13 protein-coding genes are annotated in these 17,164 nt (G+C 40.9%); all 13 read left to right on the top strand.

Annotation, left to right across the window (positions count from 1 at the left end):
* Window positions 1-513 precede the first annotated feature (513 nt).
* Window positions 514-1,503, top strand: coding sequence for a hypothetical protein (locus tag NST85_RS21015; RefSeq protein WP_341190301.1), 990 nt, complete (start codon window positions 514-516; stop codon window positions 1,501-1,503).
* Between the two features lie 399 nt (window positions 1,504-1,902).
* Window positions 1,903-2,472, top strand: coding sequence for a GNAT family N-acetyltransferase (locus NST85_RS21010; RefSeq protein ID WP_341190300.1), 570 nt, complete (start codon window positions 1,903-1,905; stop codon window positions 2,470-2,472).
* Between the two features lie 265 nt (window positions 2,473-2,737).
* Window positions 2,738-2,833 (top strand): competence inhibitor ComI, encoded by a 96-nt coding sequence (comI, locus tag NST85_RS21005; RefSeq protein ID WP_246054058.1) that lies wholly within the window; start codon window positions 2,738-2,740, stop codon window positions 2,831-2,833.
* 331 nt (window positions 2,834-3,164) lie between these two features.
* Entirely contained in the window at window positions 3,165-3,548 is a 384-nt protein-coding gene (locus NST85_RS21000) for a DUF5071 domain-containing protein (RefSeq protein ID WP_341190299.1), read from the top strand.
* A gap of 87 nt (window positions 3,549-3,635) precedes the next feature.
* Window positions 3,636-4,457 (top strand): alpha/beta fold hydrolase, encoded by an 822-nt coding sequence (locus NST85_RS20995; protein ID WP_341190298.1) that lies wholly within the window; start codon window positions 3,636-3,638, stop codon window positions 4,455-4,457.
* A 143-nt stretch (window positions 4,458-4,600) separates the two neighbouring features.
* Complete coding sequence (locus NST85_RS20990; protein ID WP_341190297.1) at window positions 4,601-5,005, top strand: GNAT family N-acetyltransferase; 405 nt, start codon at window positions 4,601-4,603, stop codon at window positions 5,003-5,005.
* A 165-nt stretch (window positions 5,006-5,170) separates the two neighbouring features.
* Window positions 5,171-5,488, top strand: coding sequence for a helix-turn-helix domain-containing protein (locus NST85_RS20985; RefSeq protein WP_127195317.1), 318 nt, complete (start codon window positions 5,171-5,173; stop codon window positions 5,486-5,488).
* On the top strand, window positions 5,455-6,357 hold the full coding sequence (locus NST85_RS20980) for an IS3 family transposase (protein WP_127195318.1): 903 nt from the start codon (window positions 5,455-5,457) through the stop codon (window positions 6,355-6,357). The genes NST85_RS20985 and NST85_RS20980 overlap by 34 nt, the downstream gene beginning before the upstream one ends.
* A gap of 543 nt (window positions 6,358-6,900) precedes the next feature.
* Window positions 6,901-8,724, top strand: coding sequence for a non-ribosomal peptide synthetase (locus NST85_RS20975; RefSeq protein ID WP_127193485.1), 1,824 nt, complete (start codon window positions 6,901-6,903; stop codon window positions 8,722-8,724).
* A 16-nt stretch (window positions 8,725-8,740) separates the two neighbouring features.
* On the top strand, window positions 8,741-10,057 hold the full coding sequence (locus NST85_RS20970; RefSeq protein WP_341190296.1) for a glycosyltransferase family 4 protein: 1,317 nt from the start codon (window positions 8,741-8,743) through the stop codon (window positions 10,055-10,057).
* Window positions 10,058-10,061: 4 nt separating this feature from the next.
* Window positions 10,062-15,575 carry an amino acid adenylation domain-containing protein gene (locus NST85_RS20965; protein WP_341190295.1) on the top strand — a complete coding sequence of 1,838 codons (5,514 nt, stop codon included), beginning with the start codon at window positions 10,062-10,064 and terminating at the stop codon, window positions 15,573-15,575.
* A gap of 296 nt (window positions 15,576-15,871) precedes the next feature.
* The gene (locus NST85_RS20960; protein WP_341190294.1) at window positions 15,872-16,771 is read left to right on the top strand and encodes a hypothetical protein; all 900 of its coding nucleotides are present in this window, start codon (window positions 15,872-15,874) and stop codon (window positions 16,769-16,771) included.
* A gap of 63 nt (window positions 16,772-16,834) precedes the next feature.
* Complete coding sequence (locus NST85_RS20955; RefSeq protein WP_341190293.1) at window positions 16,835-17,164, top strand: hypothetical protein; 330 nt, start codon at window positions 16,835-16,837, stop codon at window positions 17,162-17,164.

Here is a 17,164-nt window from a genome sequence, read left to right as displayed (position 1 = left end):
ATGTCCTAATGGATTGACTGTTGCACTAACGGGACACGATAGCGCAATGGAGAGATCATAGGTAGAACCCCCAGCTGGTGTTCGCTGGAGGGTCTAATAGCACTCAGCATTGAAGGGCGAATGGTCTATGCTTGAGGTGTCGTCACAGTATATGATTTGAATGAAATATTGGTGACAGGGTAGATAACTTTTTCAAAAGACGCTCTTAAAGCGGTTGACACTCCACAAGTGTAATGAAGAGACATAATCCTTATAAAAACGTGGAAACCGCATAGATAAAGGATTTCACGTTTTTGAAACGAACTAAATATACGTAATACCGTAAGAGCTATCTAAGGCTGGGTCATTTCATGAATGCACAAACGAAGTAAGAATTGAAGTTCCAAGAAGTATTGGAATTAATGCTCTATTCCTGAAGTGATTAACCGGAATTCTTCCAGGAAGATCTATTACGCTCGCTTTGGGTTTTAGTTAGATTAAAATCATCGTTCAAGTGAGGTGGAGTTGAAAATTATGAATGCCAATCAAGATCAGCCAATTCCCTATGCGGTTTTCGAGAATGGTATTCAATTTCTGATAGTGGATATTACTCATCCCCTTTTCAACGCAAGTATTGATGAACAGGCGTATCATTTGAGCTGCCTCAAGTCAGTCCGGAGCATTGAATCATTAAAGAAGATGCCGGGTTTTATCCGGAACATCTTTGTGAAAATGTCTAATGTTGATAATTCCTATCTTAGCGGCATGCGTACCTTGTTGTTCAAACTTGGCCCCGACTTAAGCAGGGGGATAAAATTAGGTTTCCGGGACAAGTGGGCGGTGAAGCAAACCTCTTTCATGGGACTTCGGATCAGGCTGAGGGATCTTTGCCGGCGCCAGTCGGAGCTTTTGCAGACCCAGCTCAAACAATTCCCTGAACGGAACCTTTGTTTCTTCAATATCGCTGGGGGGGCTGCCACCGACAGTATCAACACCCTGATTCTAATTCAGGAATCGGACCCAGAATTACTCAAGGGACGAAAGATCGAGATAAACATTTTAGATATCGATACCTTCGGACCCAATTTCGCAAAACGGTGCATCGATGTTTTGATGCAGCCGGGGGAACGCTTCTATGGCTTAGACATTGCCGTCAATATCATTCATTATGACTGGAGCCAATCGGAGGCAATACTAAAGATGAGCTTGGAACGATCCGGCTGGATTCAGCTCTGTTCATCGGAAGGTGGGCTTTTTGAGTACGGTTCGGATTCAGATATCATTGAAAATTTAAACTATTTCTTTACCAACTCCTCGGAGGACGCCCGGGTCACGGGTTCCTTAATTTTCGATCGGTCGCATGTAAATCCGGGATACCTGGGATTTACAGAGTTTATTGGCGTGCAAATCCGATATCTTGGGCTGGAGGGTTTGCAGCGAATATTAACCCAAACCTCGTGGGTTCTGGAAGAGTCCCATGAAATTGATACAATCTATATTCTGTTTTCATTGAAGAAAGCGTGACTTAAGTTACCGAGGTTGAAAAAAGCATATTTCAATTTGAAAGAACAAGTGGTTTGTTGTATTAAAGACGGCATTAACATCCGATAGCGCCTTATCTGCGCTGCGGACTACGCCTTTAGCTCGCAAGGAGTGGTAAGCTGAGAAGTGACGATGAATCTATCCTTTAAGATCATGTAAGCAATGGAATGCAATGAATTTGCTTATTGGAATCCGTTGCGGCACCGGGGGGGGGAATCATTGATACGGAAAAAATCAGGTCATTTATACGTTGGGATGAAGTCAGATTATCTCATTTCTTCGATGATACTCACGGCACAATTTATATTGATTATGTTAACAAGAATAATAGGTGGTTATTCAATGGTCTAGCAACAAATAAGTATAACTGGAGGGATTTCCATGAAGGATATTATACTCGATAATTATTTCTGGCAGGACGAGGTAGTTCGTTTGAGGGCTATGCAACCCGAGGACTGGGAAGAACATTATAACAATCGTTTTGATACACCTGCACGTAGGTTACTTGATTATGTAGTGGAATTGCCTCCCACGATCGCTGAAGCCAAAAGTTTTGCAGAAGAATATGCGGATTTTTCCAAGAATAACGAGAGAATCATGTTTACCATTGAAACTTTGAATGGCGAAAGTCTGGGTGGAATTAATCTTTGCGGCATTGACGAGAGAAACGGAACCTTTGGCATTGGAATACAGGTCAATTGGGATCACCGGGGTAAAGGTTATGGCACCAGAGCTATGAGAATTCTATTAAGATACGCCTATTTCGAACGTAGACTGAATAAGTTTAATGTCTCCGTTCTTGAAGGAAACGTTGCCTCGGCTGCGATGATGAAGAAATTGGGCTGTGTTCATGAAGGCGTTCGCCGACAAATCATTTATTCCAACGGCCGATATCACGATGAAATTCTCTTAGGCATGACGAAAGAAGAATTTGAACAAATGGAAGGCTAGTGATTTTCAAGACCCTTACTAGGATTGATCACTTGATAATTAAGCATTTAACAAAATAGTGACTACCACCACTTAGTTGCTGGGGCGTTTCGTGCATACAACAATGTTATCTGAAAGGACTTCGATTTGTATAAATACCATATTTTACAAAACACAAGTTCAAAGTCAATATAAGAACACTTGTACGCAGATGTAAATAAAGGTAAAATATAACTACAATTGAATCTTGGGTGGGTATGGTTTCCCTTCGAAAGGAGGTGAGGCCATGGAAGTAGAAGATGCGATAACGATCATGTTCCTTTTTGGAACGTTCATTCTTGCTCTTTTAACATACATTAATAATAACAACAAGAGAAAGTAAAAACCCACCCTTTGATTGGAAGCAGAAGGTGGGTTTATATTCCTTAGTGACTCAGAAGGGAATAGACCATCCAAGCCAATTGTATGGACCAAGTGTTAGCGCACTTGGTCTTTATTAAATATATATTACCATATTTAAAAAGATGTATCAAAGCACTAAAACGCTGCAGGAATTTGCCCTTGGTTCGCAAGATGATGAGGTAAGGAGAGAGGCGGATTGAGCTCACAACTCTGCGTGTCTAAGTCCGTCTGGACTTGGAGCTAAAGTGCCGTAGGGCACAAACGTTATCAGTAATACTCGTATACGAAAATAAAAAGAGGTGAAAAAGATAGTGGGCATAAGGGAATTAATACCTCGTGATAAACATGATTTTGAAAGAGTAGAACAATTAAAGAACCAACCATTAGAGAATCTAAGATTAATATTGCCTGAACTTTTGAAATGGCTACAAGATGGGAATTGGCCAATCTCAAAACCTATTGAAGATATTTTGATAGATTTTAAACATGAATTATTACCATACATAATAGAGATACTAGAGTCAGAGGATGTAGGATGGAAATATTTTGTGCTGAATGGATTAGCACGGAAGTTATCGAATGACTTACTGAAAGAATTAGAACCACATTTAAGAAGAATCATAACAACGCCGACAAATGATGAAGAGACAGAGGAGATTGATGAAATAGCAATAGAATTACTAGAACGGCTGTGACAATAATTCAGAGATTAGCTGAAATCATAGATTATTGAAAAAATTAAAGATATAGCAGATGAATACTCATAGAGGAGAGAAAGAGATATGGAATGTAGAGTTAGGGATGTAAATATTTATTATGAAGTGTATGGGGAAGGTACGCCGATTGTAATGATTCATGGATGGGGCCCGGACCACAGACTGATGAAAGGGTGCATGGAACCTGTCTTCCAAACCATTAATACACCTTGGAAGCGTATTTATTTTGATTTGCCTGGAATGGGGAAGACCAAAGGAGAACAATGGATTACTGGTTCTGATCAAATGCTTGATTTGGTTCTGGACTTTATTGATGCTGTCTTACCGAATCAGAATTTTGTTGTAGCAGGAGAATCCTATGGGGGGTACTTAGCTAGAGGAATAATTAATAAACGTCCTTCGATTGTGGATGGACTTCTGTTAATTTGCCCTGTCGCAGAACAAGAAACACTTAAAGATAATGGGGCACATTTTGAGGTGTTTGATAGAGATGATATTCTTTTGAACAGTCTAACTCTAGAGGATAGAAATTTTTTCGTGAGTGAGGGAATAAATGCAATACAAAACAAACGGGTATGGGAGAGGTTTAATGAAGAAATCCTTCCAGGTCTAAAAATTGCCGACCATTCATTTTTGGAAAACTATCTAGGGCAGCATGTTTCTTTTAGTTTTAATGTGGATGCCCTTGAAAAACCGTTCATGAAACCTACACTTATGTTGACAGGAAGGCAAGATTCAATTGTAGGTTACAATGCCTTATGGAAGATAATAGAGATGTATCCTAGGGCATCCTTTGTATTATTTGATAGAGCTGGTCATAATCTGCAAATCGAACAAGATACTCTGTTTACAGAGACAGTAAAAGAATGGTTATATAGAGTCCTCTAGAAATGACTCTTCCTCGGCCCACAATTGTAAAAACTACAAACAGAACTAATACATAAATGTGCGGACCCTATTTTTACAAAGTAAAGTGAACTGAGCATAAACGACGATAAACCTACGAAGTAGAGTATATGGGGGGATTTGTAATGAAGATAGAATTGGCAACAGAACAAGATTATAAGTACATTGTTGAGAGAGATAGACATATTCCTGAAACACTTGTAAGAACGAAGATAAGAGAAAAAGAGATCTTTATAATTAAAGACTCAGAGAAAGAAATTGGTTGGATGAGATATGGATATTTCTGGGACAACATTCCTTTTATGAACATGCTATGGATTGATGAAGAATATAGAGGACAAGGAATCGGTAAGGAAATGGTACTGTATTGGGAAGAAATTATGCGTGAAAGAGGATTTGAACTAATAATGACGTCAACGCAATCTAATGAAGAAGCACAACATTTTTATAGGAAGATGGGATATCGTGATGCTGGATGCTTATTATTGGAGACTCAACCACTTGAAGTAATACTGACAAAGAATCTCTAAGAGTATTGACAACAAACGCCCCAGCCTAAGATGGTCAAGCTCCCCAAATGTAGACATTTGAAAAAGCCCTAAGCTGCAAGCTGGCCCCGGTACTCTGATATTATCCCCTTTAAGTAGACAGTAAAAAGAATGACGTTTATTGTTGATATTTGGAGGGGATTTTTTATGGCCAGAATACTACAAAGCTATACCACCGAGATGAAACTTAAAGCGGTACAAATGTATATAGAAGCTGGAATGGGTTATAAACGAGTAGCAAGAGAGCTGAATATACCTGAACCATCTGTTAGACGTTGGGTGAAGCGTTATGAAAAAGAAGGGGCATCCGCACTGGAGGAGAAACGGGGTAAAACAAAAGGTTTGACTAAGGGAAGACCCCGCAAAAATCCATTAAGTCCGGAAGAGGAGTTAGTTAGGCTCCGAGCTGAGAATGAGTACTTAAAAAAGTTGTGGGCGCTACAAAGGGGGCAAAGAATAGAGTAAGTAAAGTCTCCCAATATGAACTGGTTAATCAATTAGTATCTGCTGGATACAACATCACGTTACTGTGCGAAATCGCAAAAGTATCTAGAAGTGGATATTACAAATGGATAAGAAGAATGCTCACTCCGTCGTCAAAGCAACTTATGGATGAGGAGCTGAAGGAAAAGATCATGGAAGTGCATCAACGTTTACACGGCATTTTCGGTTATCCACGAATACAAACATGGTTGTTTAAGACGCATGGCATACATGTTAATCATAAGAGGGTCTATCGTTTGATGAAAGAAATGGGGATCAAATCTAAGATTCGTAGAAAGAAACGATTTCATGGAAAAAAGGAGACTTATGTAACTTCAGACAATATTTTGAACCGCGATTTTCATGCATCCCAACCCAATGAAAAGTGGGTCACAGATATTACTTACATTCCGTATAACCAAAAAAACTTATATCTTTCCACCATTTATGACCTTTTTAACAACGAAGTCATCTCATACCAAATAAGTACTAGAAACGATTTACAGCTTGTCATAGACACGGTAGAGCTTGCTCGCGGTGTACGCAAAACGGAGGGAGTTCTTCTCCATAGTGACCAAGGTTATCAATACACTTCTAGGTTGTACAATAAACTTCTGACCCAATACAAGATGAAAGTAAGTATGTCTAGAAAAGGAAAATGTTTGGACAATGCCTGCATGGAGAGTTTCTTTGGACATTTCAAAGCAGAATGTATGTATATCCAGTCTTTTCAATCAGAGGAAGCATTGATCTCCGCAATTCATGAATACATACGGTTTTACAATTATGATAGGTTTCAGAAAAAATTAAACAACCTTAGTCCAGTGGAATACCGAACTAAGGCTGCTTAATGTACTTCAGTTTTATTAATGTCTACTTGACAGGGGTAAGATCACTCAACCGGCGTCAGCTTGTTTAGCTTTCTTTGGGGCCGATCCTGGTTATAAAAACGAATGAATTCTACCGAGTCAAATAAAAGGTAGAAAAGGAAAAAAATATAACTTCAATTAACTTATTATAAATTTTATATGATACTATAATAAAAGAAAAATATTACATAATTATACAACTAGGAGAGTAGATATTTTGTGAGCATTCCAAACAAACGATCGCACTAAAAAGGGAGGAGGTATTTTAATGAAGTCATGGCATTCAGCAACGTGTTCATAGCTAGCATAATGACAAACACTAATATAATTCCGGTTAAAATATAGCTGTGTATATAGAAAATCGCTTCGAACAAAATAGAAAATTGTATTGAAACTGCAACTAGAATTTATTTAAGTTAGGAGAAATATAGTCACTTGTGCTAACGTTTGCACAAAAGTCGATATTGTTGCATTTCTTATCAAGTCTGTTTAGTTGGCAAAAAACTTTGGGGAGGAAGGAAAATAATGAACAACAATTTCAAAACGATCTACGAATGTTTTCAAGATAGGGTCAATCAAAGCCCTGATTCAAGCTGTATCGAATACGGCGAAACTGTTTTGACTTATAGAACAATCAATGAAAGGGCAAACCAACTTGCCCATTATTTAAAGAGAAATAGCGCAGGTGCGGAATCACTCATAGGTATTTTCCAAGAACGTTCACCGCAACTTATTATTTCGATTCTTGCTGTATTGAAGTCAGGTGCAGCCTATGTGCCGATCTCAACAGCCTATCCTGATGAACGAATCGCGTACATTGTGAGTGAAGCGAACTTCATGATGATTCTAACAGGCTCTTCCTATCTGCAGAAAATAACAACGATAACGGATACGAATTCAACGTCATCGGTAAAATTGCTTGATATGGATAAAGAGTGGTCGCACATTTCTATAGAGTCTAGCGACAATATGCCTAGTCACAATTCGCCTAACGATCTTGCTTACATCATCTATACTTCAGGTTCTACAGGTACGCCTAAAGGCGTCATGATCGAACATAGAGGAATTCCTAATCTTGTTCAGGAGCAAATTCACAAGTTTCAATTGAACGACCATGACAGAGTGCTTCAATATGCTTCCATTTCCTTCGATGCTTCGGTCTCAGAAATTTTTACAACGTTTGTTGCCGGGGCAACACTTGTTCTAGTACCTGAAGATAGCTCATCTATTGGCGAAGGACTTCACCAAATTCTGAAGGAGAAACGGATTTCCGTAGTCACACTAGTGCCTTCTGTTTTGAATGGATTGCCGCATGAAGAGCTTCCTGATCTGAAGACATTGGTTACTGCAGGTGAAGCCTGCACGAAGAAACTGATTCATTATTGGGCGCCAAGGCTGAATTTCTTGAATGCATATGGTCCAACTGAAACGACGGTCTGTGCCACGATACATGCATGTGATGCAACTGATGAAATGATTTCATTAGGTGCTCCTATTGCCGGAACTGCTGTTTACCTTTTAAATAACCAGTTGCAGCCTATAGCAAATGGTGAGACAGGTATGCTCTACATCTCAAGTAAGGGGCTGGCACGGGGATACTTCAATGAGCCAGAACTGACAGAGAGGCATTTTATAGATAACCCCTTCAACGAGGGTATTAGCGATAAACTGTATCGCACGGGGGATATCTGTCTGCAGGCAGCAGATGGCGTAATCGAATGGATCGGTAGAGACGATCTTCAAGTGAAGGTATCCGGAATTCGCATTGAGTTAGGTGAGCTTGAATACGCGTTACGTGAATACGTAGATATTCAGGAGGCCGTGGTTACTTATAATTTTGAGCAAAATACGATAGGCGCTTATATGAGATCGGCCACTACGATTAAGCCAAACATTAGCCAAATCCGAAACTATCTATTAACCAAGTTCCCCAGTTATATGGTTCCGACTCGATTCCTATTTGTTGACGAGTTTGTGCTGTTGACTAGCGGTAAAATTGACCGTAATAATCTCCCCCCTATGGAGGAGGTTAGACCAAATATTGAGGTTGCGTATGTGGAACCAAGCACGCATTTGGAGAAAGAACTTTCGCAAATATGGAGTGAGGTCTTGAAGCTCGATAAGGTGGGCATTCATGATAACTTTTTCGAATTAGGCGGACAATCGTTAATGGCTACACAGATCGTATCACGTATCCGTTCTGTTCTCGGTATGGAAGTGCCGTTGCATATTATTTTTAGTGCCAAGCCGACCATAGAGCAGACGGCAGTAACGCTAGAAAAATATCAACTGGAACAGATGGATTCAAGTGAGCTTGAATTGTTGTTAGCCGAGTTAGAGAACGAATAGTTGAGGAGGAGCTCACATGAAGGTACTTCTGGTTCAGTCCATGGAATATCTGTATCCTTGGGGCGGCGCGCACAAAGCAAATCGAATATTGATGGAGGGACTGGCAGATAGAGGGCATGAATGTCGGGTGATTACGCCCTCGTTAGGCATTGTTGGTTATGAAGATTTTCTTGCAGAAAAAATTAGGAACAATGATTTCGAGATACTCGAGGATCAACCGGATGAGTTATTCGTTATCCGTAGGAAAGGGGTTAAAGCCTACACGGTTAAGAGGATGTTCCAAGTGTTCCCGTTTATCAAGAAAATTATTGATGAGTTCAATCCGGATATTACAATCGTATCTGAGGACAATACTCACTTACTACTTGAGACGGTATTGGAGACCCAAACGAGAACGGTGTTCTTCGCACATAGCCAGGCTACACTCCCCTTCGGTCCGGAATGCTTTCAAGAAGATCACTCCAAGATTGAGTTGTATAAGAAGCTTGATGGCATCATCTCCGTCAGTGAGTACTTGAAGGGTTACTTTCTCTCCCATGCAGGTCTAGATTCGGAGGTCATTTACTTTCCATCTTATGGTCCAGGACCATTTCAATATTTGGCAGATTTCAACAATAAATATATAACGGTTATTAATCCTTCGGCTATTAAGGGGCTCTCGATCTTCATCGGATTGGCGCGGCAAATGCCCCACCTGCAATTCGCGGCCGTTCCCACCTGGGCTACAACGGATGAAGAGATTGAGGAGATGAGATGTGTACCCAACATTACAATCATGAAGCCTGCTGAGAATATTAACGATATCTATAAACAGACTAAAGTGTTTCTTATGCCTTCGCTTTGGGGTGAATCATTCGGACAAGTCGTTGTTGAGGCTATGCTGCGCGGTATACCGGTCATTGCAAGCCATGTAGGCGGTATACCGGAGGCTAAGCTACACCTGGACCATATCCTACCTGTCAATCCCATTAAACAATATAGCAATGAAAAGGTACTTACCAGTTCCATTCCTGTCCCCGTCATTCCAGAGCAGAATGTGGAACCGTGGATCGAAGCCTTGAACAAACTGACCTCGGATGAAGAGCATTATCACAGTCTATCGCAAGCCTCCTACCAGAAATCTACTACCTTTCACGCTAAATTAAGCATTGCAGCCTTCGAGACCTACTTTCAACAAGTAATCAACACAGCGGAACAGCCTCAAGACGATCTACCCTCTGACCCTGTCAACCTAACCGCAGTTCGCGATAAGAATAACCTATTAGAGCGGATTAATACGCTTTCTCCCGAGAAGCGTAAGCAGTTATTAGCAAATCTCCAGGAAAGAAGGTAAGGATTTGAGTGAACTATTAGATCGGATTAGCAAGCTCCCGCCAGAGAAGCGTCAGCAATTGTTAGATAAAATCAAAGATAAGACCACTCGGAAGCCATTGCCGAATCGAACTATTTCCCCATTACAGCGAGATAGTCATACACATGAGTTTCCGTTATCTTTCTCCCAGCAACGACTCTGGTTTATGTATCAATGGGAGCCGGATAGCCCATCGTATAATATACCTTGTGTATTCAGAATTCCAGTGGAATTAAATATTGCCTTATTAGAGCAATCCCTCAATGCACTCGTGGAGAGACATGAAATTTTACGTACGACATATAAAATGGTGCAGGAGGAAGAGACGGTTCAGGTTATACATCCATTCTCACCCCTAAGCTTGCAGGTATTCGATCTCAGTAGTCTATCTGAGAAGGACAAGAAGCGTCAGATGGAGACCCTTATTAAACAGAAATCGATGATACCGTTTAAGCTTGAGAATGAACTACCGATTAAGGCGCATTTGCTGACCCTGAATTCACAGGAACACTATTTATTCCTGAATATTCATCATATTGCTTGTGATGGTTGGTCACTCGGTATCATCATGAGTGAAATACAGCAGTCTTATAAGGCGCTCAGGCATAATCTACCCTTAGAACTGCCACCGATATCCATTCAATATGCCGACTATGCTGCTTGGCAAAGAAGCTTCATGGTTGATGAGGTGCTGAACTATCATCAGAGCTATTGGTTCGATAAATTTCAAGGGGAGTTACCGGTGCTCGAGCTACCTGTCGATAAACCGCGGCCACCCGTGAAGAGCTCTAACGGATCACATATCATACAACCCTTGTCCGAAGGTTTCTATCATCGACTGCAACAATGGTGCAAAGAAGAAGATGTGACCGTTTATATGATGACACTCACTGCCTATGCTATATTACTGTATCGCTATACAGGTCAGACCGATATCATTATCGGATCTCCCGTTGCTAATCGAAGTCGGGAAGAAATCGAGCGAAATGTTGGTTTTTTTGTAAACACGCTTCCCATTCGAGTTCATCTAAGCGAGACATCAACGTTCAGGGAAATGGTTAAGCAAATCAAACACATTGCCCTGGAAGCGCAAGAACATCAAGATTTCCCGTTAGATAAGTTAATCGAGCTGCTTCCGATGGAAAGAGATTTGAGTCATAGCCCTCTTTTTCAGGTCATGTTTATCTTACAGAACATGCATGTGGGATGGAATGATGACTCGGAAGAGTTTCCCTTACAGTTCGACAGTTCTACACATACGAACAGCTCTAAATTTGATATGACCTTCTCCGTTAATGCACATAATGTAGAAGTGGAGTATAGTACTGATTTATTTCATGAAGCTACGATGAAGAGGATGCTGGGACACTACTTCAATCTGCTAGATCACGCATGTTCCGATCCTGATCAGGTTATCGCTGGTATTAACCTAATGTCAGTAGAAGAGAAACAGCATTTACTTGTTGAGGGGAATAAGACGGATGCAGATTATGACAGTGAATTTCACCTTGTACAGCGTATAGAGGCGGAAGCCGACAAGTCACCTCATCATCCTGCTCTTATTTTTGAAGGTGTTACCTACACCTACGGTGATATGAATAAGTGCGCTAACCGTCTGGCTCATTATTTACTTTCCCAAGGGATCGGACCCGAACAGGTGGTTGGCATTTTTATTGAACGGTCTGCTGAGTATGTTATCGCTATGCTAGCTGTATTGAAAGCTGGAGGCGCGTATGTGCCACTCGATCCTTCCTATCCTAAGGAACGTTTGACTTACATGATTAAACAGTCGGGTATGCAGATCCTTCTTACGCAGAGCAAGCTATCGGGGGATATTCAGTTTGAGCAGATTGACGTTGCTGTCGTCGAGGTTGATCAAGCTAATCAGAGACTACTGTTAGAACAGCTTAGTGACGATAATCCAGTGTTGCACACGGAATCCGCCAATCTCATGTATATTGTGTTCACCTCAGGTACGACTGGCACTCCCAAGGGGGTTGCCGTTGAACTTCAGCAATTCCACAACTATATTCAGGGAATGATCAAGCATCTAAGTATTCAGGAGCCATTAAGTTATGCTATGGCATCAACCTTTGCCGCAGATCTCGGTACAACCAATGTGTTCGGAGCTTTATGTACCGGAGGAACACTACATGTCTTATCCTATGATCTGTCCTGTGATCCTGATGGCGTTGCTGAGTATTTCAGGACCAATCGAATTGATGTGATGAAGGTTGTGCCGAGTCATTTTGAAGTGATGATGGAAGCCGCTCAACCTGAACTCGTGATTCCGCATAAGATACTAATTCTAGCAGGTGAAGGCTTAAGTTGGGAGACCGTTCGGAAGATCAATAGACTGCGACCAGATGTGATGATTGAGAATCATTATGGACCCACGGAAACGACCGTATCGGCTTTCGCTTATCCGATCAAGGGCGATTTGCATGCACATCCCTTCAACACAGTGCCGATTGGGTATCCCTTTGGAAATGTACAACTTTATATTCTAGATACTTACCTTCAACCTATTCCTATAGGTGTACCTGGTGAATTATTTATTGGCGGGGCTGGTGTAGCAAGGGGTTATTTCGGAAATCAAGAGCTTACCGATACAAGATTCGTTCTGAATCCTTTTGTAGAGGATGAAGGTGCGCGGTTGTACAGAACTGGTGATCGTGTTCGCTATATGCCCAATGGTGCCGTTGAAATATTAGGACGGATGGATCGTCAGATCAAGATACGTGGTTTTCGAATTGAGCTTGGGGAGATTGAATCTGTCATTACTTCATTCCCTTTCGTAACAGATGCTGTGGTCTTATTGAAGGATGTGGGTAACCAGGAGAAGAAAATTGTTGCTTATGCTGTGTTCGACCTAGCTGAACAGGTGGGAAATCCGCAGGTTGGGCTGAGGAAGAAGCTAAAAGATAAATTGCCAGAGTATATGATCCCAACCCATATCATCCCAATGGATTCTCTTCCGTTAAACCCGAATGGTAAGGTAGACATAAGCCTGCTGGCAGCTATGGAAATAGCTGTGAAGGTGGCAGATCCTAACGGCGCACAGCCACAAACGGCTACTGAAATTAGAATTTGGGAAGTATGGAAAGTCATACTGGGCGTTGAAATGATCGGAGTGGATGACAACTTTTTCGAATTGGGCGGAGACTCCTTCAAAGCGCTGAAGGTTGTAAGGCGATTAGGCGATTGGATTAGTATTATGGACTTTTTTAAACAACCAACTATTCGTTCCTTGGCGGAGTACATCGATCAGGGGAAGGCATCGGATCATCATTTGCTCCACAAATTAACAACACACCCCGCACAGACTGCAGCAGATATGTCATTGGTGTGTATCCCCTACGCAGGGGGAAGTGCGATTACGTATCAACCACTGGCTGCTCAAATGCCCAGTCATATCGATTTGTATGCGATTGATCTTCCAGGTCATGATTACAGTCGTAAGGATGAAGCGTTACTTCCGATCGAGGAAGTTGCATATTTGTGTGTAGAACAGATCAAACAGTTGATCAAGGGACCGGTTGCTCTATACGGTCACTGTGTGGGTGGAGCCTTAACGATTGAGATCGCTAGACAGTTGGATAATGAGAATTTTCCGTTGAAGAGTGTCTTTCTGGGGGGCACTTTCCCGATCGCCCGAATTCCAGGTCGTTTCTTCGATTTCTATTCCAAGCTTTTCCCATCTGATCGTAGCATGTCCAATAAATCGTATCATGCGTTCCTGAAGGCATTGGGCGGATTTACGGAAGTGGAAGATCAGGATGAGCGAGATTTCATGATACGTTGCTTGCGACATGATGCACGAGAGAGCGAGAATTACTATACTTCTGCTTATGCGGATCATCAATTGACGAAGTTAAGTTGTCCGATTACATGCATCATTGGGGAGAAGGACAAGGCAACCGAGCTTTATGAGGAACGGTACAAGGAATGGGAATATTTCAGTGAGCAGATTGATCTCGTCGTGATCCCTCAATCAGGTCATTACTTTATTAAGCATCAGGCGGATCAATTGAGTGGGTGGATCAGTGATATTGTTAAAGTCAAAGATAATTTGGCTAACGGCATTGAGGAGTTGACCCCGCCGCAAAAACGAGTTGCTGTTCCGAATTTAAGAATGTTCTTTACCGTTATATTGGGGCAATTAATGTCGATCTTAGGCTCAGGACTAACTGGTATTGCTATTGGCGTGTGGGTATTCTCACAAACGGGGTCCGTGGCGGATTTTGCGGCTATCTCTTCCGCATCATTAATTCCAGGTATACTTATTTTGCCTATTGCAGGTGCTATCGTTGACCGATATAACCGACGGCTAGTCATGTTATTCAGTGATGTGATGATGGCCATACCTATTATTGTGCTTGCGATACTCATGGCTACGAATTCGCTTGAAGTATGGCACATTTACGTAACATCAGCCGTTGGTTCCATCGCCCGTTCTTTTCATAGACCAGCATTCATGGCAGCTATTGCGCAAATTATTCCGAAGCAATATTTGGGCCATGCAAATGGTCTTGTTCAGTTAGCTACTTCGACCAGTGAGATGATTGCACCCCTTATAGGTGTAGCGCTGTATACTATGATCGGTATGACTAACATATTTATACTCGATTTCTTTAGCTTTCTGATCGCTATCACTACACTGGCTATCGTAAGATTCCCGAATACATTATTCCATCGAAGAGTGGAGTCATTCGCTAAGGAAGTGCTAATGGGATGGAAATTTATTATTAGAAGACCGGGTATGCTCTATATGATTGCGTTTTTCTTTGTAGGGAATGTTCTGTTCGGTTTGGCGGCTGTACTCATTCAACCCCTTATTCTTTCATTCGGGTCAGCGAGAGATCTTGCAACGGTTACGATGACAGGTTCCATTGGAGCCATGGTAGGCGGACTCTTGATGAGTATCTGGGGTGGTACGAAACGTATGGCAACAGGTATGGTTGGTTTTGTTATTCTAGAAGGGCTGTCAATGATTGTTGCTGGACTACGCCCTGATGTCCTCGTTACTGCCGTAGGGATCTTCGGCATCTGGTTCTCCGTTACACTCGTGAACACGCACTGGCAATCTCTCATCCAGTCCAAAGTTGGATTGGAACTTCAAGGACGGGTATTGGCCACCAATCAGATGATTGCTATGTCTAGTATGCCGATTGGCTATTTAATAGCTGGGCTACTCGCTGATTCGGTATTCGGTAAAGCGATGAATCAAGGGGGCGTGCTTGCAAATACGCTTGGACCTATTCTAGGTGTGGGTCCCGGACGGGGGATTGGCGTATTGATCATCTGCGTAGGGGTTCTAGTGATGATCTGGTCGATCATTGGATTTAATTTCAAGCCATTACGTCATATGGAGGACCACTTAGATGATGCCGTTCCTGATGCAATCATGGGTGATATAGATTCCTTGCAGGAAAGACTTGATAATCACGTTAAGGAGAAAGTTAACTCAAGTAGCAATAATAACACGCTTAACGTGTAGATTTAGAGTTGGAGAAAATGACTACACAGGGATGGGATGAGATGGTCAGTGGACGCACTTGAAGAGCAATATCATCAAGAAGTTACAGAATTTATTTAGAAGGAACTGACATCTGATAACAATTCACGCTGCAGGGCTATCGCCCCTTTGTTGTCAGATGTATAATCATGGAATAAACTCTGACAACAAACGCCCCAGCCTAAGATAAGAGTTATCTAAGGCTAGGGCGTTTCGTGAATACATAAACATTATATGAAATTAATGCAAAGACAATAGATGCATAAGGAGCAGATGATATGATTCTTGAACCAACCATACAGGAAATTAATGAGCTATTTCAATTACATCAAATTAACGATGAAATTGTTGGAGTTCAAAGGTTGTCCGGCACAACATCAGGGCTTGTATTAAGATTAGAATCAACTCAAGATAATAAGTATATTTTGAAATTTGATGATCCAAGTCAAATTCAATTAGTTCAAAAGTTGCTGGAAACTTATCAGAACTCAGAGTTATTACCAAAGATCCTATTAACAGCACAAGACAGTTCATATTTTGTCTATACATTTATTGACGGTACGACTCATTTTAATCGTGGATTGAAAAAGAGCTGGTTAACACTTCTAGTTAAAAATTTATTCAATAAATATGTGCATTATCAAGAAAATGATATTTGGGGGAGAATTGAATACCCCCGAAAGACCTGGAAAGAATTTAATCAAATAAGTATTGAGGAAGCTAGAATAAATATAGGAAATATTTTGCCGCTAGATGACTATAACTTCGTAAATTCAAAAGCGAAAAAAATATTCGATAATGATATAGACCAAGGTGAAAAGTTTTTATTGCATGGTGATACAGGGGTCCATAATTTTGTATATAATCAATCCACTCTAATCGGTGTAATCGATCCTTCGCCAATGGTGGGACCAATAATTTATGATTTTCTTTATGCGTTCTGTTCTTCACCGGATGATATTAATATTGAAACTTTATTTTCTTCCTTTGAATTTCTTGAACAAGGACATATAGAAAAGTCAAGATTGATAGAAGAAGCACTTATACATTTATATTGCCGAATTGGCCTTAGTGTAAAGCATCATCCTGATGATTTGCCCGAATATCTAAAAGCATGGAATGAATGGAAACAATTATGTGAGCGTGAAGGACAATGGAGGATCTATACGATTGACTAATCGACTACAGAGGTAAAAGCATAAGATCATAAGCACATAAGAACATTAATAAGCGGAGGATACATGAGCAATAATTCCTTTAACTTTAATTCCATAAGATTAGATATTAAAGATAATCAAAGTCCTGGATTTTATTTAAGAACACACGGTCGCGGAGGCTTTATATATTTTGTTGAGGCTGATTACGTCGTGCCTATAGCAATTGAAATGCCTGCTGTTAAGGAGTTTGACTTATTAATATTTGGAGAAACAGAACAGATTAAAGAAAAGTATTATTTAATGACTAATGAAACCATGGTTATAGATACTAAAGATAGATTTAGAATACAGGAATTATTAGTACAGTGGTTGAAATTTAAAGGATTGAAACATGACATTAAGATCGGGATATGA

This window comes from Paenibacillus sp. FSL K6-2524 (genome assembly GCF_038005525.1).
Classification (GTDB): Bacteria; Bacillota; Bacilli; order Paenibacillales; family Paenibacillaceae; genus Fontibacillus; species Fontibacillus anaericanus.
The sequence above is the reverse complement of the archived record's forward strand: the minus strand, read 5'-3'. Positions and strand labels throughout refer to the sequence as shown.

Coding starts and splice junctions, on each gene's coding strand:
- NST85_RS20970 (WP_341190296.1), top strand. CDS start 8,741: ATGAAGGTACTTCTGGTTCAGTCCATGGAATATCTGTATCCTTGGGGC.
- NST85_RS20975 (WP_127193485.1), top strand. CDS start 6,901: ATGAACAACAATTTCAAAACGATCTACGAATGTTTTCAAGATAGGGTC.
- NST85_RS20955 (WP_341190293.1), top strand. CDS start 16,835: ATGAGCAATAATTCCTTTAACTTTAATTCCATAAGATTAGATATTAAA.
- NST85_RS20990 (WP_341190297.1), top strand. CDS start 4,601: ATGAAGATAGAATTGGCAACAGAACAAGATTATAAGTACATTGTTGAG.
- comI (WP_246054058.1), top strand. CDS start 2,738: ATGGAAGTAGAAGATGCGATAACGATCATGTTCCTTTTTGGAACGTTC.
- NST85_RS21015 (WP_341190301.1), top strand. CDS start 514: ATGAATGCCAATCAAGATCAGCCAATTCCCTATGCGGTTTTCGAGAAT.
- NST85_RS20995 (WP_341190298.1), top strand. CDS start 3,636: ATGGAATGTAGAGTTAGGGATGTAAATATTTATTATGAAGTGTATGGG.
- NST85_RS20960 (WP_341190294.1), top strand. CDS start 15,872: ATGATTCTTGAACCAACCATACAGGAAATTAATGAGCTATTTCAATTA.
- NST85_RS20985 (WP_127195317.1), top strand. CDS start 5,171: ATGGCCAGAATACTACAAAGCTATACCACCGAGATGAAACTTAAAGCG.
- NST85_RS21010 (WP_341190300.1), top strand. CDS start 1,903: ATGAAGGATATTATACTCGATAATTATTTCTGGCAGGACGAGGTAGTT.